The organism is Paraflavitalea soli (assembly GCF_003555545.1).
GTDB lineage: Bacteria > Bacteroidota > Bacteroidia > Chitinophagales > Chitinophagaceae > Paraflavitalea > Paraflavitalea soli.
This window is the reverse complement of the sequence record NZ_CP032157.1, coordinates 719,517-740,464: the sequence shown is the minus strand read 5'-3', so window position 1 is coordinate 740,464 and position 20,948 is coordinate 719,517. Positions and strand designations below refer to the sequence as shown.

The following is a 20,948-nucleotide window of genomic DNA, read 5'->3' as shown; positions in this document are numbered from 1 at the left end:
AATGCAGGTGGTTTCAAAGTTTTATACAGTTGTCATAGTACTAAGCTGTATTAGCATAACCCGCCCCCTGAAAAGAGGGTTGTGTCCCTGATTGTAAGGGAATTAGTGCGGCCTGAAGCCTCGCAGGAGGCATCCGGGGGTTACGAAAACGAGTATCCTGAACTGTCCTGATTTTCGAAAACGTTTGCATAAAAAAAGTAAGCCGGTTTCATTTCTCTATGAGAAAAAAAATCCAATTTGTACCAGGTTACTAAATGCTATATTCTGTTCATTAAAATTGCTTGCCATGGCATATCATCGATGTCTGGTTGCCTCTACTACTGTGTTATACCGGCAGCGGCCATTTACAAAGGCCTCCACCACCACCGGTGTTCTTATCCCTGACAAACAGGTTTCCATTTACTTTTTTACCGGTTCCGATAAGGGACCACCCTGGCCATAGTTTCGGAAACATTTTCGGATAATTTTCCGAATGCTTCCGCCACCCGTTCCTTCCAAACCTTGTCCTGCCACCCATTTTATCAGCGAACATCTAACAAACACTTGCATGCGACCTCAACTCCTTAAAGTATCCACCGGCCCCCGCCATTCATTCAGCGTACGCCGTGACCTGGTACCTTATGTCAATAACCGCTGGCATTACCATCCTGAAATAGAGCTCATCCATTTCAAAAAGGGAGAGGGCACGCAGTTTATCGGGGACAGTATCAAAAGATTCAAATCGGGTGATATTGTGATGGTAGGCGCTCACCTGCCCCACTACTGGCGTTTTGATGACCTGTATTTTGAAGAGGATACGCGTGTACAGGCGGATATCCGGGTGGCGCATTTTTGTGAGAACTTCTGGGGTGAGCAATTCCTGCACCTCCCGGAAAACATCAATATCAAAACGGTGCTTGAAAAAGCAAGAAGGGGGTTACAGATCACGGGAAAGACCCGGCAGCAGGTGGCCGAATTACTGGAAAGACTGCTGCAGACGGATGGCTCGGAAAGGATCATCATCCTCATGGAAGCCCTGATGACCATTGCCGACTGCAAACAACTCAATACGCTTTCTTCCATTGGCTTTAAGCATGATATGGTAGATGCAGAAAATGAACGCGTGAACGCTATTTATGAATACTCATTGAAAAACTACAAGCGTAAGATCCAATTGGAAGAAATTGCGGCAGTAGCCAATATCAGCCCTAACTCCTTCTGCCGCTATTTCAAGTCCAGGACGCGCAAAACGTATTCGCAATTCCTCATCGAAATACGGGTGGGACAAGCCTGTAAGCTGCTCATCGAAAACAACCTGAGCATTAAACAACTTTGTTATGAAAGCGGTTTCAACAACTTTACCAGCTTTCACAAATACTTTAAGATGATCACCGGCAAAAGCCCGCTCTGTTATCAGAAAGAGTTTATTGCCTAGACCGCTGTAGATTCCTGCTCCTTGACGAGAACCGGCACCCCGGCATGGCAACATGCGGGGGTGTTGGCTTTTAAAGGCAGCTCACAGATGCCACTGATTTGCACAGAATAACAGCTTCGCGGTTAGGGCTTCGACAGGCTCTGGACATACGTTAAGTTGAATTAAGGAAGCCAATAGGGTTGAATAGCTGGCCAACTCCTGCAGCACGGGCTGTGTGGCAATAGCATTTATTTGCTGATCATATCAATCAACCCATTATGCCTACCAGGTTTGCTTTTGTTATCCTCCTTTCGTGTTTTGCCGGCAACACATTTGCCCAATCGAAACAGATCGTTATTGAAACCAGTCACTCGGCCCTTGTATTGAATGTAGGAGGCAACCAGCGTGTGGTGCAATCTTACCTGGGCAAAAAACTAGCCCCGGCGGCCTATCCCTCCGGGGGGCGTGAGGCCTACCTGACGGCAGGCATGGACAACCAGTTTGAGCCGGCCATCCGTATGGTGCACAACGATGGCAATCCCTCGCTCGAGTTAAAATATGTTTCGCATAAAACAACCCGGACCGATGATGTGGTACAGACGGATATATTGATGAAGGACCCTGTGTACCCGGTGGAAGTGACCCTGCACTACACAGCCTATTACAATAGTGATGTGATCAAAAGCTGGGCGGAAATACTGCACCGCGAAAAGAAACCGGCCATGCTTACGGAATATGCCTCTTCGCTGCTGCACTTCAATGGAGATGAATACTGGCTGACGCAGTTTCATGGAGACTGGGCACGGGAGGTAAACATCATTGAAGAAAAGCTCACCAATGGCATCAAGACGCTGGAAAGCAAGCTGGGCACGCGCACCAATTTTTACCAGACGCAGGCCTTCTTCCTTTCGCTGAATGAAAAATCAACTGAAACCACGGGGGAACTGATCGCCGGCACGCTGGCCTGGACGGGCAATTACCGGTATACTTTTGAAGTGGACCAGCGCAATGGCCTGCGGGTGCGGGCAGGTATCAATTCCTTTGCCTCGGAGTATTATGCAGAACCCGGCCAGCCATTCGTTACACCGGCTTTTATATTTACCTGGACGGATCAGGGCAAGGGACAAGCCAGCCGCAACCTGCACAACTGGGCGCGTAACTATGGTGTGCTGGATGGCAACAAAGAACGGCTCACTTTACTCAATAACTGGGAAGCTACGCATACCACCTTCGATGAGAAGCGGCTGGTAGAACTCTTTGATGAAGGCAAAAAGCTGGGCATCGACCTCTTCCTGCTGGATGATGGCTGGTTTGGCAACAACTTCCCGAGGAATGATGACAAAGCAGGGCTGGGTGACTGGCAGGAAGACAAAAAGAAATTGCCTTCGGGTCTTGGTTACCTGGTAAAAGAAGCGGCCAATAAAGGCATTAAATTCGGCATCTGGCTGGAACCGGAAATGGTGAACCCCAAGAGCGACCTGTACCAGCAACATCCTGACTGGATATTGAAACTACCCAACCGGGAAGAGAATTATGGTCGCAACCAACTGGTGCTGGACCTGGTGAATCCGCAGGTGCAGGATTTCGTATTCAGGATAGTGGATGATATGATGACGAAAAATCCCGGTATCGCTTTTATCAAATGGGATTGCAACCGCAGCATGACGAATGCTTACTCTCCTTACCTCAAAGAAAAGCAATCACATCTTTATATAGAATATACCAAGGGCCTTTATAAAGTGATGGAACGCATCCGCACCAAGTATCCGCACCTTCCGATCATGTTGTGTGCCGGTGGTGGTGGCCGTACAGATTATGGCGCCCTGAAATACTTCACAGAATTCTGGCCCAGCGATAATACGGATGGGCTGGAACGTGTGTATATCCAATGGGGGTATTCTTACTTCTTCCCTTCCAATACGATATCGGCGCATGTGACCAGCATGGGGAAACTCCAATCCCTCAAGTTCAGGACGGATGTGGCGATGATGGGTAAAATGGGTTATGATATCCGGGTGAATAATTTTACGCCGCAGGAATTGCTATTCAGCCAGGAGGCGGTAAAGACCTACAAGCGCATCAGCGAGACCGTTTGGTTTGGCAACCTGTACCGGATCATTTCTCCCTATGAAGAAAGCAGGGCGGTACTGATGTACGTAGCTGAAGACAAGCGCAAGGCCATCCTGTTCAACTATCAATTACAAACACGGCGCAAGGATATTTTTTCGCGGGTAAAACTGCAGGGACTGGATCCGCAGAAAAAATACCGCTTCCGAGAGATCAATCTTTTTCCGGACACGAAGGCTGCCAACCCGGATAATGACAAAGTGCTTACGGGCGAATACCTGATGAACATCGGGCTCAACCTGGCCCCGGGGAGGATCGCGCCGCTGAGCAGTAATGTATTTGAGTTGACGGAGGAGTGAGGAAGGCAGTGAGGCTTCTTTAGATCAGGGTGAGCCGCCCTTAGAGGGCGACCCACCCTGCAGCGCTGCAATGCCGTACGGCAGGGCGACCCACCCTTGAGACGGCTTCATAAAGGTGAATCACCCTGCAGCGCTGCAATGCCGTGCGGCAGGGCGGCCCACCTTGATCCAAATGACGGCTTCGACAGCGTTTATCCCGCCTCAGCGGGACTCAGCCTGACATCTTAGCCTATTCTTCTCTATTCTAAATTCTGGCTTCTGTATTCTGTTTTCTGTATATCTTACGGGTGTTAACAGAAACACAACCAACATGAAAAAAACCTTAGCATCCTTACTAACGATCATCGCTATCAGCGCGCAGGCGCAAACACATTCGCTGGTTAAAATATGGGAAACGGATTCGGTGGTGGCAGTACCTGAATCGGTATTGTACTTCGATCAAAAAGACAGTTCCCGGAATATCCTGCTCGTATCGCTCATCGACGGGCAACCCTGGGAAGCGGATGGCAAAGGCGGCATTGGCGCCCTCAGCCCCGATGGAAAATTCTACGACTCTACCTGGATCACCGGACTCCATTGTCCCAAAGGAATGGGTATCTATAAGAACCGCCTGTATGTGGCGGACTTCAATTCGGTAGTGGTCATAGATATGAAGAACGCGAAAGTAGAAAAGAAGATCATGCACGACAGCGCCCGCTCCTTCAATGACATTACTGTTTCCGACAAAGGCGAAGTATATGTATCGGACTCCAAAACATTCAAGATATGGAAGCTGGAAAATGACCGGCTCACGCTGTACCTGGAAGGTATGACAGGCGTCAATGGCCTGAAAGCGGTAGGCAATGAACTGATCATCGGCTCGGGCAAATCATTCTTAAAAGCAGATGCCAAAAAACAGATCACCAAAATTGCTGACCTGCCGCAAGGCGCTGATGGTATTGAACCGGTAGGCAATGGTGATTATATTGTGACAGCCTGGGCAGGGTATATCTTTTATGTGCAGGCCAATGGAAAAGTAGAAACCCTGCTGGATACACACCTGGAGAAAAGAAACACCGCCGATATTGGTTATGATCCGGTAAAGAAGATCGTATATGTTCCTACTTTCTTTGCCAAGACCGTAGCCGCTTACCAACTTAAATAACGATTATGAGACCTTTGTTACCCGTCCTCCTTGTTGTATTTACGTTGCCTGTCATTGCCCTGACGGCCAGCGCCCAGTTGCCGGAAGTATTCCTGGTGGATGCGCAACACCTGGCCCGGGTAAAACAATCCGTGCAGGCAAAGGACAAAGGGGTGGAGCAACCGCTGCTCAACTTATTACAGGAGGCGGACAAATTGCTGGAGATGAAACCCGTCTCCGTCATGGACAAAGGCCTTACGCCGGTAAGTGGCAATAAGCATGATTATATGAGCCAGGCCCCCTACTTCTGGTATGACAGTTCAAAACCCAATGGCCTGCCTTACCTGCGGCGGGATGGTGAACGCAACCCGGAGATCTATAAGATCACGGACCGGAGCAACCTGGGTAAACTGGAAAATGCCGCCCACTTACTTTCACTGGCCTGGTACTTCACGGGTAAGGAACAATACGCTGATAAAGCTGCCTCCCTGCTGCGCTGCTGGTTCCTGGACGGGACTACCAGGATGAACCCGCACCTCAATTACGGACAAGCCATTCCCGGCATCAATGATGGCAGGGGTATTGGGATCATCGAGACCATTGCGCTGACCAATATTGCCGATGCTGCCGGTCTGCTGAAAGGATCGAAGGCATGGCCGCTCCAGGATCACCAGGCTTTACAACAATGGTACAAGGAATACCTGCAATGGATGCTCACCAGTAAAAATGGCAAGGAAGAACATGCGGCTAAAAATAACCACGGCACCTGGTATTATGTGCAGGTGGTAGACTTTGCCTTGTTCTGTGGCGATAAAGCCAAAGCCCATGAGCTGGCGGAAGAAAGCAAGAAAAGAATGGACAGTCAGCTGACGGCCGAAGGGCAGATGCCGCTGGAGCTGGAAAGGACGGCGGCCCTTGGTTACAGCACTTTTAACCTGCGGGCCTGGTTTACACTGGCTGGCCTGGCCAGTCAGGCAGGCACGGATCTTTGGAATTATACGACCTCAAAAGGGGCGGGCCTGCGCACAGCCCTCGACTGGCTGACACCCTATGCATTTGGTGAAAAGGCCTGGACCTGGCAACAGATCAATCGCTACAACAAGGAAGATATGCTGCCGGTGGTAGCACAGGCAGGCACGATTTGGAAAGCGCCTGCGTATACCGCCCGAGCGGAGCAATTGGTTAAAACGGTGAAAGATCCGGCGGCGGTGCTGCTTTACGGACGGTAATAGAGGATTGCCCCTAAAGGGGCAAGAATACACGTTTGATACGATCTGCTACAAAGCGGTAGCCCCCATGGGGCAAGAATACTCCTTCGACCAAATCAGGGTGAGCCGCCCCGGAAGGGCGACCCACCCTGGGATAGCCCTTCGAAAGGGAGACAGCCTGGTTTAACGCCCGTGATAGGCTTATGCTTTTGCTGATGCTTTTTACTTTTACTTTTGCTTATGCTCTGGCTTTGGCCAGGCTGGCTTTGAATGCCTCCACCATCAGCTGGGTATCGCGGGAGAGCAGGGTTTCGTTGACGGTGATCTTCACGGGATCATTACCCTGTCTGTTTCCTACATAAATATTGTATTCCTTTCTTAATGCATCCCTCAGTTTGGCGAGGTCGATCTCTTTGGTCACCTGCAGTTCGAAGATATTGGTGCCACTCTTTAATGTATTGATCTGCAGACCCGGCAACTTATTTAACTGCGTAAAAAGTTCAGCTGATCTTTTAACCACGGCCTTCAGCCGCTCCTCCAGTCCTTCCAGGTGATACAGGGCCATGGCGGCATTGATCCAGAACTGATACATGGTACCGCCATGCACTTTGATGAGGTGGCGCATCTTATCGATCACTGCTTTATCACCACAAAGCATGGCGCCACCCGGGGCGCCTAAATATTTATAGAGGGAAATATAAACGGTATCAAAATGCCGCGCGTATTCTGTCACCGGGATACCTGTAAAGGCCGATGCCAGGTGAATGCGGGCGCCATCGAGGTGCAGCTTGTACCCTTTCTCCCGGCACCAGGCTGCTATCTTTTTGATCTCTTCTATATCTACCGTCCTGCCATCGCAACGGCGCACGGGGTTTTCAATGGCGATGGCGCCAATACCACTTTTAAATACCTCGCCTTCATCCAGCGACTTGATGGAAGCCTGTAAGTGGGCCAGGGTAAAAGCAGCTTCATTGGGCGCCAGGGGTATCAGTCGTTTGTTGTGAATGGATTGGGCAGCATCGGCCTCATCACGGAATATATGGCTGGTATCCTGTACAAACACCTTGGTATTGTCGCCACTCAGTACCGCTATGGCCAATTGATTGGCCATGGTACCGGTGGGCATAAATATAGCGGCCCCCTTGCCGGTAATGGCCATAAACTTCTTTTCCAGCGCTTCCACTACCCCACCCCCACCATAAAAGTCGGCCTCTATGGGAGCGGCCTGGTTCACCTGCTGCAGCCTGGCAATGAATTCCTTAGGATTATAGAAGGGGCCATCAAAAAAGAAATAGACAGGGTCGGGCTGTGCTGCCTGGCCTGATTGTGCGGCCAGGCCAGTGAAAGGCAGGGCTGCACCCAGGGAAGGCAAAGCTGCTATACCGGATGTTTTCAGGAAGTTCCTTCTGTGCATACAAAAGATTGGGTTTAAATAAAATCAATTAAAACTACGGATTAGCCACGGGATTGCAAATCGGGGCCGTATTGTTTCACCATACAACGAAATAAGTAGAAATAAAATAAACAAGAATGATCCTGGCCATAAAAAAAAGATCCTCAGTAAATACCGGGGACCTTTTGTTCTTAATCAGAACTATACATGACACATGAGAATCTGAAAGTCCGTCCCGATAGCTATCGGGAGGAAAGACCGGAAGAAAAACCTTTAGACGACTTCGACAGGGTGACAGCACTTCACAATGCACAAGGCAAGTTATTTCATTAAGCGAAGCTCCTAAAACGGGATAACAATTCAATAACGAATGGATAACATTTATAAAAACAGGCAACTTCACCTAAGGATTCTGGTTACCGTAACAGCTATAACGGATTAGCAAAAATGTACAACAAACTCCCCAACGAACCAGCATCAATAACATCATGATAACTTTTGAATAACACATGCAAAGAATAAGTTACTAACTTATCATGTTAAGCAGCAACACTAACGGACGTTCTGTCCATAGCCCAATAGGGGTTACTAATTTTACGGTCACCAAAGCTGCCTGGCCGTTAGTTGGTCATTGCCTGATAAACAAATTCTACCATCAAATTTAAAGACATGAGAAAAGTTCTATTACTACCCGTAGTATTGCTATGGTGTATTATGGTACTAGCCCAAAACAAAGTCCTCACGGGGCGGGTTACCGATGAAAAAGGTGATCCTATCCCCTTCGCTTCCGTAAAGATCAATGGCACCACTACCGGTGTAGCCGCCGATGACAACGGTTTCTTTAGGATCTCAGCCCCTGATAATGCGGTTCTGGAAGTAAGCGCTTCCGGCTATACCACCCGTGTATTCAATTCCGCCGGGCAAGGCGCCACCCTTACTATTACTTTAACCAAGTCCAACGAGGAACTGGCCGCCGTAATCGTTACTACCGGCTTAGGTATTAAACGGCAAGCCAAGGAGTTAGGTTATGCCGCTACGTCACTGACCAACCGTACGATTGTTCAGGGAAAGGCAGTAAATGTGGCGCAAGCATTAAACGGAAAAGTATCCGGCGTTTCAGTAGCTACTACTAATAGTGGTGTGTTTGAAAATGCCAAGATCAATATTCGTGGTATCCGTTCACTGACCGGTAATAACCAGCCCATGCTCGTTATTGATGGAGCGCCCACGCCGCTGGGCTATCTCTCCTCCATACCACCCGATGATATTCAGGACCTTACAGTATTAAAAAGTGCTGCCTCTGCCGCCATTTACGGACCCGATGCGGTGAATGGGGTAATCCTGGTGACCACCAAAAAAGGCGCCAGCAAGAAAATAAGTGTTACGATCAATTCCACCGTGCAGGCAGCCCGTGTGGCCTACTTCCCCAAATTGCAGGATCAGTTTGGCGCCGGCGCCGGTGAAGTAGTGGACCAGTTTGGCAACTTTGGTTATGTGCCTTACGAGAACCAGCAATATGGTCCCCGCTTCGATGGCACCATGCAGGATATAGGCGTAGCCATTGAAGATGGTTCTATACAAAGAGGCCCTTATTCCAACCTCTACGCCAAGGATAAAAAGAAATTCTGGAATACGGGTATCACCTACCAAAACTCTGTATCGCTGGCAGGCGAAGATTTCTTTGTAAGTATACAGGATGCCAAAATAAAAGGCCTGATGCCGCAAGATGAGAACAGAAGGACCAGTATCCGTTTCAACGGCGGTAAGAAATACGGCAACCTGTCTGTAAATTATGGCATCAACTATGTACTGCAAAACTATGAGGTGGTGAATGAAGCCGGCATGGCCAATCTATTCCCTGCTTATAATGGTAGTATCTTTTTCACGGTATTACAAACACCGGGCAATGTACCGCTCACTTCTTATAAGAACTGGCGCGATGATAAATTTGCCCAGTATTCCAATTATTATAATGAATATGCTGTAAACCCCTATTGGGTTATTGGCAACCTGCGCCAGAAAGGCCGGGAAGATGACCTGATCGGTAACCTGGATGTAAGTTACCAGTTCTGGCCCTGGCTCAAGGGAACGGCGCGGGTAAGCACCAACCTCGCGTTTACCAATTTTAAGAATACCACAGCCCCGGTAGTAGTGTCGGACTGGGCTGTAGCCCACCGCAATGCTACGCAATTCACCAACCGGCCGGGCAGTGTATTTGATGATCAGGCACAGACCAGCACGATCAACCTGGATTACTTTTTGAATGGTGATAAGGACATCAACAAAGACTTCAACATCCGGTACCTCGCCGGTGGTATGGTGCGCAACAACCGCTCCAAAGATGTATCGCTTGGAGGTAATAACCTGGTGGTACCTTATCTCTATAATGTAGCGGTACGCAGTGGTGATGCCAATGTGCCACTTTATCCCAGTAATGCCAATACCGAAAGCAGGCTGCTCTCTGCTTACGGTAGTATCGGCATCAACTTCAGGGATTGGGCCTTCCTGGAAGTAACCGGCAGAAATGACTGGGATAGCCGTTTGCTGCAAACCAACCGCTCTTTCTTCTATCCCGGCATCAATGGCGCCGTCGTGTTGTCTGATGCCATTCCCGGTATCAAGAACAGTGAGATCATTAATTTTGCCAAGGTAAGGGCCGCTTACTCCAAATCGGGTAACGTAAACATACCCGTTTATTCCCTGCAGGCCACTTATTCACAACCCGGTGGATTCCCTTATGGCAATGTGGCTGGCTTTACGGCCAATCAAACCATTCCCAATCCCAACCTGAAACCAGAGTTTGTAAAGACCTTTGAGGTGGGCGCAGAACTGGGCTTCTTAAAGAACAGGATCAACGTGGAAGCTACTTACTTCAACCAGAAATCTGATAACCAGATATTGCAGGTATCACAATCTTCCACCACGGGTTACACCATCGGCCTGGCCAATGCCGCCAGCTTTAAGAACTATGGTGTGGAACTGGACCTGGGCCTCAACCCTGTAGTGAATATCGGCAAGGGCCGTATTGATCTCAAGGTGAATGCTACTTATAACGACAACGAAGTATTGAGCACGCTCAACAATATACCGGTGGTGATCGGCGGTAACTCTGGCTTCCTTCAAAATTCCGTAAGCTCTCCTACTGCCAATAATATTGCGGTGGTAGGCAAACCTGCTTTTTCTTTCCAATTGACAGATTATGTGCGGGATTCACTGGGCCGGGTGATCGTAGATGCGAAAACAGGCTATCCTTCACAGGCTTCTGAACTGGTCGTAAAAGGCCGTTCATTACCGCTGTGGGTAGTAGGTATATCTCCTTCTTATACCCTGGGTAATTTCTCGGTAAGCATGACCTGGGAGTACAAAGGCGGTCATAACTTCTACTCAGGCCTGGGCAGTGATGAAGACTTTGCCGGTATTTCTGCACGCAGTGCAGATTATGGCCGTGAGCGTTTTGTATTCCCCAACTCTTCTGTGTGGGATGGTTCTAAATATGTACCCAATACGAATATCCAGGTGCAGGATGGTAATTATTCCTTCTGGACAGGCGCGGCCCTCAATACGGCGATCGCTACCAACTACTTTGCGAGTGCTGCCGCCTGGCGTTTAAGGGAAGTAAATATTTCCTATGTACTGCCGCTGAAGTGGTTTGGCAATCAAACCATACTTAAGAAAGTAACGGTAAGTGCCATTGGCAGAAACCTGCTGTTATTTGTACCTAAATCCAATCAATGGGGCGATCCGGAATTCAACTATTCATCCACCGGCAACACCTTTGGCTTGAGCAGTTCTTTCCAGTCACCTGCCTCCAGGCTGTTTGGTGGATCTATAGCTGTACAATTCTAATCATTCTAAACTGATTATAATGAAAACAATAAACAATAGACTTTTCCTTATCATACTATCCGCTGCCGCCGTGTTTGCGGGATGTAAAAAGGGATACCTGGATGTGAACAAGGATCCCAACCGGGTAACGGATGATAATATTACGGCCCAACTCATCTTTCCGCAGGCGGCCCATGCTACCGGCGCCAGATCGGCCAGCGGTAATTTCCGGTTCCTCGAAAACTGGATGGGCTACTGGGCCTCGGCCGGCGACTATGCTATTCAGCAGGATGAGACGAGCTACAATATAGATTTTAGTTTCGCCGACGCCTTGTGGCAAAATCAGTACAATGTGTTGTACGATCTTAACCGGGTGAAGGTAAAAGCACAGCCCAATGGCGATTCCCTGCTGGCAGGCGCCGCCATGGTACTCTCGGCCAAGTTATTTCAGGACCTGGTAGACATGTACGGTAATATTCCCTATTCGCAGGCTTTCCAGAATGACAAATACACGCAACCTGTTTATGATAATGCCAAAGATGTGTACGATGCGCTGCAGAAAAGCCTGGATTCGGCCATCCTTTATTTCAAGCAAGCGCCCCGGGCATCTTTTACCAATGCCGATGTGGTGAATAATGGCAATATCACTTTATGGGTCAAATTTGCCAATACACTCAAGCTGCGGCTGCTGATCAGGCAATCGCAGGTGAGTGGATTCAACCCGGCTGCGGAGATAGCGAAGATCGTAGCCAATGGTGGTGTATTGCATTCCGGTGAGAGCATCGATGTAAACCCCGGCTATAGCAATGCCCTCAACAAGCAATCGCCGTTCTATGCCAACTATGGCCTCACGCCTACCAACGCAGATGCCAGCCCGAGTACCAGGGCCAATACTTATTTTGTGAACCTGCTCAACTCCACCGCTGATCCCCGGCTTGCCCGGGTCTTTAAAACACCTGCCAATGGCGGAGCGATCAGTGGTAATGTATATGGCCTGGCTGCCGGCAATCCCGCCGGTGCAGCGACCTCGGCCGTAGGCCCCGGCCTGGCAAGGGATGCTACGCAAAGCCAATGGATACTTACATCGGTTGAAAGTATGTTCCTGGAAGCAGAAGCGATTGCCCGCGGCTGGATGACCGGCGATGCAAAAGTGGCTTATGAAAATGCCGTGCGGGAATCCTTTATATGGCTGGGTGTACCCAATGCCGTGGCAGCTGCCAATACGTATTTGACCACGCAGGCTATTGCGGACTGGGACAATGCAGGTGCAACACCACTGTCAAAAGCCAAATTCATTGCCTACCAGAAATACATTGCATTGGGTGGCATTAATCCGCTGGAAACCTGGAGTGATCTGCGCAGGCTGGATATGATCCCCAATAAGGGATATATATCCGTGAACCCAGCCAGGCTGGCCAATTCACTTCCTGTACGGTTGCTTTACGCACAGAGCGAGTATACCACCAACAGTGCCAATGTGAACGCCCAGGGGAAAGTGGATCAATTCACCTCCAAATTGTTCTGGCAGCCTTAAACATCATTTACCACAAAATTTCAGCGTTATGAAACTATCCATAAGATTAATAAGCCTACTGGCACTCTTCCTGTCGCTGGGTATTGGCATGGTGAGCTGCTTAAAAGATAAGGACTATGATGACGGATTGATACAATCCACCCATGGCAGCAATCCAAAGATGATCGAAGTAAAAGTGAATGCAAGTTCGGCCAGCAATTTCCTTGGCCTGGTCTTTGATCCCGTCAACCGGGATACCACGCTTAATTTCATCCCGGTGAACCTGGCTACGGCAAATAGTGCACCGGAAGACATCAAGGTTACGCTCACCCAGAAAAATTCACTGGTCACTGATTACAATGCGGCCAATGGCACGGATTACCAAATACCCACTGCAAATATGTTTACCGTGCTCAATGCCGGCAATGTGGTAACGATCCCCCAAGGGTCGCATACGGGTTATCTCCAGGTGAAGTTTAAGCCTTCTGATTTCGCGGGGGCCTGGGCACTTGGCTACCAGATCACTGCGGTTGACAAATCGGGCTATACCATTAGCGGGAACCTGAGTTCGGGCATCGTGGCCATTGTTGCCAAAAACCAATACGACGGCCTATATACTTCTGTAGGCTATTTTGAACACCCTACCTCACCACGGGCTATTGACCTGGAAGATCTGGCATTAACCACTGTCAATGCCAATACGGTAAACAGACTAATAGGTGATCTGGGTGCTGCGTCCGGGAGCATGAACATTACCGTCAATGCGAATAACACGGTAACTATTACACCGGGTGCCGGCAATACCGGCACTGTTGCTTCCATCGCTAATTTGCCTACCGTTGGTATTTACAACAATACGTATGATCCTGCCACTCATACCTTCTATTTAAGGTATGGGTATCCTAATCCGGGACCTACTCGGATCGTTACAGAAGTAGTGACATTACAATAGTAAGAACAGGAAAGGGTTACTATAGGTAAATAAGAAAAAGGCCGTCTTTGTTATGTAAAACAGGGACGGCCTTTTACTTTGATAAGTTCACCGAACCCATCGATTTGCACGTAGCGGGGTGTTTTGTTTGAGACCCAATTGATGAGCTTACAATTTTATTGATTTATTTCCAAGTTGGAACTACTGTCAGCTACGGGATAAATATCATCTGCTGTGTGTGCAACACCATCAATACCTATTGAAAGCAAGATATATTTGCCGCCTGCTTTTTCATAATAAAAATTAGCATTAAAATTTTTATCCATTCTGCGAAGCAGAAGAGGATCACTAATATCTATTAGCGGGTCCATTTCTTTAAGTTGTTCCAAACTATCTGGATAAACTCCCCTTTTCACTTTATAGTATTCAACACTATTAGCCAGGCTGTTAATTTGCATTTGAGAGAGCTTTGCATACCCTCTTGCAGTATTGGCGCCGTACCGCATATCATAGAAGATAAAATAGTATGTAACTACAGTGATCATTACTCCTGCAAAACCTATTGCAACCAAGGGCTTGCTTTTGTATCTAGAAATGCCCATGTAAATCAGTGCGATGCCAATAAATGCACCTATTAATGGGAGCAGACAAAAATAGCCAATCCAATAAGGCGGATTGTTTTGTTTATTCATTATCCTGGATTGATTAGACTGGCAAAAGCCAGGAATAATACCATCAATAACACTAGCCTTTATCACGCAAAATGGTTAACCAGGGTTAAAGGGGAACGTGAATCAATAACAGGACAAAGATAATGAAGTGACCTTACCAACTACCACAATTTTTCCGGGCACCGGTCATTGTACTTATTGCCCAATATAAACCCTATCAGCAACCTATGCGTGCCCTTGCTCACGGTCTTTAATCCGGAAGTAGTGACATCATAAGCGTAACCAAGGTTTACGGCATCACTGATATTAAGGCCCAACATACCTGCATAGCCATCTTTGTAGCGGTAACTCCCTCCCATCCATACCAGATCGAGGTATTGAAATTTGGCATTCATTCTGCCCCAATGGTAAGTGTTGTATACCTGAAAAACTTCGGTATGCTATAAGGATACCTACGCCTGCAAAACCCGAAGGCTGCAGACTAAATGATCTGCAGCCTATGTGATTGAATAGAGTAACGAATGTCAGACTTCTTTAGATCAACACTACATAGAGGATTGCCTCCCGCTTGTTGCGGGACAAGCTCTAAAGGGGAATAAATACCCTTCGACAAGCTTCTTAGACAGTTTCGACTGGCTCCTTTAGGTCAGGGTGAGCCGCCCTAAGAGGGCGACCCACCCTTTAGAGGGTTTCGACAAGCTCAGGGTGACAACTACATCAGATGGTGATACGCTGGCTAGCGCCTTCCTTCACGGTATATTTCTTAGTCTGTCCATCTTTGGTGATGAGGATATCCAGCTTACCACCGGCAGCACGCAATACCTCGATATCAAACAAAGCACCAAATGCACGCACGCCACGCAGGGCCATCTTATTCCAGGCGGCGGGCAGGTGTGGTGTGCAATCAAAACTGTTTAGACCAGTGGGACGCATGCCAAACATGCCTTCGGTGTAGATGCGGCAGTAAAGACCACTTTCTGCAGACAGGTGGCGTTGATTGCCTTCGGGATAAGCTTCTACCGCATAGGGCACATGCTCGCCCAGCAAGCGGCGGCGGGAATAGTATTGCAGGTAGTCAAATGCTTTCTGCGTCTCGCCGGCAGCAAATACGCCACGCAGTGCATAGAGGGTAGAGCGATCCCAGAAAGTTTTATTGCCTGCCAGTGAGGCCAATCCGTCTTCTGTCCACAGGCGTGGAGAAAACAAAGCTGCTACTGTACCTTCCTTGCGATCGAATATATCAACGATGAGGGGTGAACAGATCCAGGCACGCAGGGTATCATTGCCTTCATAATAACGATAGGTATTGAATCCTTCCACGGTAGCGCCAAAATACTTATCAATATTGGTGCGCATGGCTTTGGCTTCCTGCTCATACTTTGCCAGCTGTGCTTTGGGCATGGACAATTGTTTACCTAACATGGCGGCAGAGCGCAAGGCATCATAATACAAAATGCTGGTGTTGAGGTTGGCCTTGCCAGCGGGGAAACGGCCTTCCAGTTCATCGCTGTTGGACCTTACCACGCCCTGCTCATTGAGCTGCAGGCGGCAATACTCCAGGCACCATTCGATGAGGGGCCATAATACACGGGCTGAATCGGCATTGCCATTGGCCAGTGCATAACGGCCGGCGCCATAAGCGATCATCGCCATATCGCCGCGATCCTTTGCTCCATGCCATACGCCATCGCCTTCTGCTATAATAGAACTGGGGATGGGTTTATAGTCCGGGTTCATATAATGGGCAAACCACCGGTAGGCATTCATAGCGGACTTGTTACCTACTTCATCGCCCAGGAAAGCAAAGAACGGATTGATGTATTCCGCCTGGTCATTGGCCCAGATAGCGGCATAATAGCGCAAGCCGCCGGGACCATGCAGGTAACCGCCTTTGGTCAGGTAGATACTTTCGGTAGCGCGTATTTTAGCAAAGGCAAAAGCGGTGTTCAACATTTCATCGGGTGTTTCCAGTTGGAGTAAGGATAAAATGCCGGCAACTCTTTGTCTCCTCCCCTGCTCTTCGGCCAACAGGTTGGCGACAGCTGGCTGTGCTGCTGCCCGTACAGCCTGGTAACTGAGGCCAAACACCACGGAGTCGCCAGGCGCTACTGTTTTCAATCCCTCACCGATGGTAGATACCACAAAGCTGTGCTGTGCCGGGGTGGTACGCTCGGCCGCAGGCTTTACGAAACGCTGCAGGTACTCCATTTCAATTTTCACGGGCTGTTTGGCTGTATTGACAAACACCCATTTCTCCAGGGCAATCGGTTTATCTACCGAAGGGAATAAGGTCCTTTTAAGCAAGAGGTCTTTGTTCTTGCCGATCAGGCTCTGCACTTCCATAATGCCCTTGTGGCGTATGCTGGTCACCTGCTCGGGCATGTCTTCGGCCACGGCGGCATTGTACACCCCTGCTTTGAATAATTTATCATTGATGAGAAAACGCGGCAGGTCGTAATCGGTTACATTATAGGTCATGCTGGCGATGGTACGCTGCGGCAATAAGCGGAAAGTGGGAAATACCATGGTGCGGTTCAACGACAACTTACCATTGTTGTCCACGCCATATTGCACCCAATAAGAAACCTTCTCTCCACTCATTTCAATATGATCCTGGTGGGGCAGCCGGCCATTGACGGTCCATAGGATACTGCCATCCGGCTGGATAGCCCAACGATCCTGCTGGGGAGTATTTTGTGCGGTTACTGCCTGTGCTAACAACAGGCCGGCGCCTGCGAGTAAACATTGTCTGAAAGAAAAGTTCCTATTCATATAGCTGTAATAAAATTTCAATATTTCTGTAATGACTATCCCCTTGTAGCCTGCTCTACTCACTGCTCAAACCGGGCGATATAGCCACCACCACTTTGCAATGTTAAGCTGATCGTATCAGTATTTTTATAAGTAGCCTGTTGTTTGATGACAGCAGCGGGGTTACTGGCATCGTCTGCCACTACCTGCGTTTTGTAAGTCCCTTTGCCTAAAAAGCCAAGGGGTATTTTCACGGGTCGCTCTCCTACCCCATTCATGACGGCCACAAACCAGGTATTACCCTTGCGGCGAGCAAAAGCTGCCAGCTCACCAATGGCCGATCCGGGCAATACGATGGTCTCATCCCAGACGGCAGGGATACTTTTAATCATGTCGGCTGCCGGGTTGGATAAGATGTTTTCCGGGTTGGCCGCATAGGTGAGCAAGGGAGCACTCAGAATAGCCGCACTGGCGATCTGGTGCGCCCAGGTTGTATTCTTCCGTCGCTCATTAAACATCACAACGGTGTATTCTGCCGGGCCTGCCAGTAAACGGGTGAAAGGGATAGTGGTCTCATGGGTGGCCCTGTCTTCGAGCTTACTGGATTCCATGCCTTTCACCGATTCAAGGGTCAGTTCATTGGGCCAGGTGCGCAGCTGGCCGGTAGGCTTGTTGGCGCCATGAAAATCCAACAGTAATTTATACTGTGCCGCTTCCTTCAGAATAGCCTGGTACAGGTCGATGGTCTCTTTGGCCTCATGATCGAAGAAATCGATCTTGGCGCCTGCCACCCCCAGGTCATGACAGCGGCGGAAAAATGAATCCCTGGCCAAAGGATCACGCAGGCTTTTAGAATGCTTCCAAAACCAGATGCTCACGCCTTTGTTACGGGAATAATTCACCAGCTCGCGTATATCGGCATCACTCCACCTTGTCCAAAAACCTTCCAGTATATTGTGTTCAAAGCCCAAAGCGGCTGCACCATCTGTAAACTTTTTCATCACTTCCAGCGTACCATCGCCGCCACCATCGAGGTATTTCCATACGGCACGTCCCGGCTTTATCCACGGTGTTTTAAATCCTTGCGGAAACAGCTTAGCATCAGGCGGCGGGCAAAGGTTGTGCACCATATCATTGTTGACCATGGCATCCAGACCGGCGCCGATCATCACCACGCGCCAGGGGGTGGTGATGGCGCCTGTAATAACGGCTGGCTGCATGAGCCGAGCGGTATCAGCGGCACTATACCGTAAACGATAAGGATAGGATGTGGGCTGGTGCTGTGGCAGGCGGATGACCAAACCATTTTTGCCATTGGCCTGCAAAGACATGCCGCCATAATTGCGCAGGTCGGCCTCCGTGATGGCAGCATAGCCACCCCAGGGCAGTTGGATGGTAGCAGGAGGCGCCACCCATTCACCGGCTTCTACGTCACCGATCTCTTTTTTCACATGCACACTTTCATAATGCATGTTCATATCATGGTACCATAGGGTGCTGCCGCCAGGTATATTAAACACGGTTGCTTCATCGGGCACGCGGCGCTCGTCCTTATTGCCAGGGATGAGGGTGCGGAATGCCACTCCATTGTTGAATACGCGCACCTCCAGGGTATAGGAAACAGCGGCATGCCGTACAGGAATAACAGCCACCTTGCAATGATTGACAGCCATGGCATGAACACCCAACCAGGGATAACGCTCATTGATGATGGAGGTCTTTATCTGACCGGTTGTAATATCTTTTGTTATAACCTGGCCGTCCAGTGATACCACCACCGGCGTATTTTCCAGTACCGGCTGCCCGCGGAAACTGGCCTGGCAATACAACTGCCGTTCTTCCAGGAACAGGTGGAAACGCACCTGCCCATCGGGGCTTGTAACAGTGATAATATCTGCTGCCATAGCAGTCGTTGTCAACAACAGACCGGAGAACAAGGTGAGGAGTAATAGTTTCTTTAGCATATGGATAAGCATTGGGAAACTGCAATAGACTAATAAATGATTAGCCCCTTTTTGATATTATTAGCAAAGCATTCACCTATTCTGGCAAAGCCTTCCCCGGGATTGAATTTTGTACTTACTTTCATTGCACAATCTATCGTAGCATGCCTCTATTCTTACAAAACAAACACCTTCCGCTGATAGCCATTACTGCTGTAACAGTAATGGCTTTTACCGTTGTGCATTCCGTACAATGGGATTCTAAATTTGTACAGGCCGACAAAAATGGCAAGCTCACCTATACACCGGATGAGAAAGGCAATATCATTCCTGATTTTAGCCGTGTAGGGTATTACCAGGGGGATAAAGCCATTCCCGATCTGCCCGTGGTAGTCACCATCTCCCCCTCGGAAGATGCAGCCCGGAAGATACAGGCAGCCATCAATGAATTAGCAGCCAAAGCAGCGGACAAGAACGGGTTCCGGGGCGCCATCCTGCTGAAGAAAGGCACCTACCAGATCCCTGCTACCCTGCAGGTAAGTGCTGGTGGCATTGTATTGCGGGGAGAAGGCGATACAGAAAATGGCACCAAACTGGTAGCCACGGCTGCTACACAAAAACCTTTGATCGCCTTCACCGGCAGCGGCAGTCCAAAACCTATTGGTGCGCGGATAAAGATCACAGATAATTATGTACCCGTTGGCAGCTTCTCCTTCACGGTCAGCGATGCCAAAGGCCTGCAGGCAGGTGATGCCATCATCCTCAACAGACCGGGTACCGACAAATGGATTACGGATACCAAAATGAACCAGATAGAAGGACGTAATGGCACCAAACAATGGCAAGCCAATGAGTACAACCTCGAATTTGAAAGAGTGATCACCCAAATACAAGGCAATAAAGTGTTTATTGACAACCCTGTTGTACAGGCACTCGATGCACAATATGGTGGCGGCGAAATATACAAGTACAGTTTTGAAGGCCGCATCCGCGAAATAGGCGTGGAAAACCTGTATCTGGAATCGGTGTATACCAGTGATACGGCCGAGAACCATGCCTGGGATGCCATTGCCATCAATAAAGCAGAACAGGGCTGGGTGCGCAACGTAACCTCCCGCTACTTTGCGTATGCCTGTGTGAACCTGGGGGACGATGCGCGGTATATTACGGTGAAAGACAGCAAATGCCTCGACGCCAAATCGGTGATCACGGGTGGCCGGCGTTATTCATTCAACAACAATGGGCAGTGCAACCTCTTTATGAACTGTCATGCTACGGATGGCAGGCATGATTATGTGACGGGCTCCAAAACCCTTGGTCCCAATGTATTTTACAACTGTACGGCTAAAAAGACCCATGCAGACATTGGCCCTCACCACCGCTGGGCAGTAGGCACTCTGTATGACAACATTACTACGGATGGTGAGATCAATGTGCAGGACCGGGGCAACTATGGCAGCGGCCACGGCTGGGCCGGTGTAACGCAGGTATTGTGGAATTGCACGGTAAAAAGAGCAGCAGTACAAAGTCCCTGGGCCAGCGGCAAGAACTACAATATCGGTATGAAGGGAGACAAGTATCCCGGCCGTTTTAAGGACCGCCCTGATGGAGAATGGGAAGGACAAAACAAGGAGGGCTTGCAGCCCGCTTCGTTGTATATGGCACAATTGAAGGCGAGACAGGGGAAATAGCTTCGAACCGGGAACAGCCAGCTGCGAGCCACGAGCTGCGAGCTACGAGCCCTGAGCCTTTGCTTCGAACTTTTACTTCG

The 20,948-nt window shown here is 49.1% G+C and carries 14 protein-coding genes; 9 read left to right on the top strand and 5 right to left on the bottom strand.

The genetic code is table 11. From position 1 onward, the window contains the following. The first annotated feature begins 547 nt into the window (after window positions 1-547). The 4 genes from D3H65_RS02770 (at window position 548) to D3H65_RS02755 (ending at window position 6,171) form a co-directional block, all read left to right on the top strand. Complete coding sequence (locus tag D3H65_RS02770; protein ID WP_119048790.1) at window positions 548-1,414, top strand: AraC family transcriptional regulator; 867 nt, start codon at window positions 548-550, stop codon at window positions 1,412-1,414. Between the two features lie 257 nt (window positions 1,415-1,671). Beyond that, window positions 1,672-3,819, top strand: coding sequence for an alpha-galactosidase (locus D3H65_RS02765; RefSeq protein ID WP_119048789.1), 2,148 nt, complete (start codon window positions 1,672-1,674; stop codon window positions 3,817-3,819). Window positions 3,820-4,129: 310 nt separating this feature from the next. Continuing rightward, the gene (locus D3H65_RS02760; protein ID WP_119048788.1) at window positions 4,130-4,963 is read left to right on the top strand and encodes an ATP-binding protein; all 834 of its coding nucleotides are present in this window, start codon (window positions 4,130-4,132) and stop codon (window positions 4,961-4,963) included. A gap of 5 nt (window positions 4,964-4,968) precedes the next feature. Then, complete coding sequence (locus tag D3H65_RS02755) at window positions 4,969-6,171, top strand: alginate lyase family protein (RefSeq protein WP_119048787.1); 1,203 nt, start codon at window positions 4,969-4,971, stop codon at window positions 6,169-6,171. 217 nt (window positions 6,172-6,388) lie between these two features. On the opposite strand, the gene D3H65_RS02750 is transcribed toward D3H65_RS02755, so the two are convergent. Then, entirely contained in the window at window positions 6,389-7,564 is a 1,176-nt protein-coding gene (locus D3H65_RS02750) for a threonine aldolase family protein (RefSeq protein WP_119048786.1), read from the bottom strand. Window positions 7,565-7,750: 186 nt separating this feature from the next. On the opposite strand from D3H65_RS02750, the gene D3H65_RS33405 reads away from it, so the two are divergent. The 4 genes from D3H65_RS33405 (at window position 7,751) to D3H65_RS02735 (ending at window position 13,833) form a co-directional block, all read left to right on the top strand. Next, the gene (locus tag D3H65_RS33405; RefSeq protein ID WP_262707698.1) at window positions 7,751-7,876 is read left to right on the top strand and encodes a hypothetical protein; all 126 of its coding nucleotides are present in this window, start codon (window positions 7,751-7,753) and stop codon (window positions 7,874-7,876) included. Between the two features lie 336 nt (window positions 7,877-8,212). Continuing rightward, window positions 8,213-11,389 carry a SusC/RagA family TonB-linked outer membrane protein gene (locus D3H65_RS02745; RefSeq protein WP_119048785.1) on the top strand — a complete coding sequence of 1,059 codons (3,177 nt, stop codon included), beginning with the start codon at window positions 8,213-8,215 and terminating at the stop codon, window positions 11,387-11,389. Window positions 11,390-11,408: 19 nt separating this feature from the next. After that, window positions 11,409-12,902: a SusD/RagB family nutrient-binding outer membrane lipoprotein gene (locus D3H65_RS02740; RefSeq protein ID WP_119048784.1), complete on the top strand. Its 1,494-nt coding sequence runs from the start codon at window positions 11,409-11,411 to the stop codon at window positions 12,900-12,902. 28 nt (window positions 12,903-12,930) lie between these two features. Continuing rightward, window positions 12,931-13,833: a BT_3987 domain-containing protein gene (locus D3H65_RS02735; RefSeq protein WP_119048783.1), complete on the top strand. Its 903-nt coding sequence runs from the start codon at window positions 12,931-12,933 to the stop codon at window positions 13,831-13,833. Window positions 13,834-13,988: 155 nt separating this feature from the next. Here D3H65_RS02735 and D3H65_RS02730 read toward each other — a convergent pair whose 3' ends face one another. The 4 genes from D3H65_RS02730 to D3H65_RS02715 all read right to left on the bottom strand — a co-directional run bounded on the left by D3H65_RS02730 (window position 13,989) and on the right by D3H65_RS02715 (window position 19,198). Beyond that, window positions 13,989-14,504: a type II secretion system protein GspG gene (locus D3H65_RS02730; RefSeq protein WP_162915373.1), complete on the bottom strand. Its 516-nt coding sequence runs from the start codon at window positions 14,502-14,504 to the stop codon at window positions 13,989-13,991. A gap of 140 nt (window positions 14,505-14,644) precedes the next feature. Continuing rightward, window positions 14,645-14,878: a type IX secretion system membrane protein PorP/SprF gene (locus D3H65_RS02725; protein ID WP_119048781.1), complete on the bottom strand. Its 234-nt coding sequence runs from the start codon at window positions 14,876-14,878 to the stop codon at window positions 14,645-14,647. Window positions 14,879-15,200: 322 nt separating this feature from the next. Continuing rightward, window positions 15,201-17,255, bottom strand: a complete 2,055-nt coding sequence (locus D3H65_RS02720; protein WP_119054372.1) for a glucosidase family protein — start codon at window positions 17,253-17,255, stop codon at window positions 15,201-15,203. 59 nt (window positions 17,256-17,314) lie between these two features. Then, window positions 17,315-19,198 carry a glycoside hydrolase family 97 protein gene (locus D3H65_RS02715; protein WP_119054371.1) on the bottom strand — a complete coding sequence of 628 codons (1,884 nt, stop codon included), beginning with the start codon at window positions 19,196-19,198 and terminating at the stop codon, window positions 17,315-17,317. 143 nt (window positions 19,199-19,341) lie between these two features. On the opposite strand from D3H65_RS02715, the gene D3H65_RS02710 reads away from it, so the two are divergent. Continuing rightward, window positions 19,342-20,868, top strand: coding sequence for a hypothetical protein (locus D3H65_RS02710; protein ID WP_119048780.1), 1,527 nt, complete (start codon window positions 19,342-19,344; stop codon window positions 20,866-20,868). The last annotated feature ends 80 nt before the right edge of the window (window positions 20,869-20,948 follow it).

Excerpts from the sequence above, each read along its gene's own strand:
- D3H65_RS02740 (WP_119048784.1), top strand. The coding sequence starts at position 11,409 with ATGAAAACAATAAACAATAGACTTTTCCTTATCATACTATCCGCTGCC.
- D3H65_RS02755 (WP_119048787.1), top strand. The coding sequence starts at position 4,969 with ATGAGACCTTTGTTACCCGTCCTCCTTGTTGTATTTACGTTGCCTGTC.
- D3H65_RS02730 (WP_162915373.1), bottom strand. The coding sequence starts at position 14,504 with ATGAATAAACAAAACAATCCGCCTTATTGGATTGGCTATTTTTGTCTG.
- D3H65_RS02765 (WP_119048789.1), top strand. The coding sequence starts at position 1,672 with ATGCCTACCAGGTTTGCTTTTGTTATCCTCCTTTCGTGTTTTGCCGGC.
- D3H65_RS02745 (WP_119048785.1), top strand. The coding sequence starts at position 8,213 with ATGAGAAAAGTTCTATTACTACCCGTAGTATTGCTATGGTGTATTATG.
- D3H65_RS02720 (WP_119054372.1), bottom strand. The coding sequence starts at position 17,255 with ATGAATAGGAACTTTTCTTTCAGACAATGTTTACTCGCAGGCGCCGGC.
- D3H65_RS02750 (WP_119048786.1), bottom strand. The coding sequence starts at position 7,564 with ATGCACAGAAGGAACTTCCTGAAAACATCCGGTATAGCAGCTTTGCCT.
- D3H65_RS02725 (WP_119048781.1), bottom strand. The coding sequence starts at position 14,878 with ATGAATGCCAAATTTCAATACCTCGATCTGGTATGGATGGGAGGGAGT.
- D3H65_RS02715 (WP_119054371.1), bottom strand. The coding sequence starts at position 19,198 with ATGCTAAAGAAACTATTACTCCTCACCTTGTTCTCCGGTCTGTTGTTG.
- D3H65_RS02760 (WP_119048788.1), top strand. The coding sequence starts at position 4,130 with ATGAAAAAAACCTTAGCATCCTTACTAACGATCATCGCTATCAGCGCG.
- D3H65_RS02710 (WP_119048780.1), top strand. The coding sequence starts at position 19,342 with ATGCCTCTATTCTTACAAAACAAACACCTTCCGCTGATAGCCATTACT.
- D3H65_RS02770 (WP_119048790.1), top strand. The coding sequence starts at position 548 with ATGCGACCTCAACTCCTTAAAGTATCCACCGGCCCCCGCCATTCATTC.
- D3H65_RS02735 (WP_119048783.1), top strand. The coding sequence starts at position 12,931 with ATGAAACTATCCATAAGATTAATAAGCCTACTGGCACTCTTCCTGTCG.
- D3H65_RS33405 (WP_262707698.1), top strand. The coding sequence starts at position 7,751 with ATGACACATGAGAATCTGAAAGTCCGTCCCGATAGCTATCGGGAGGAA.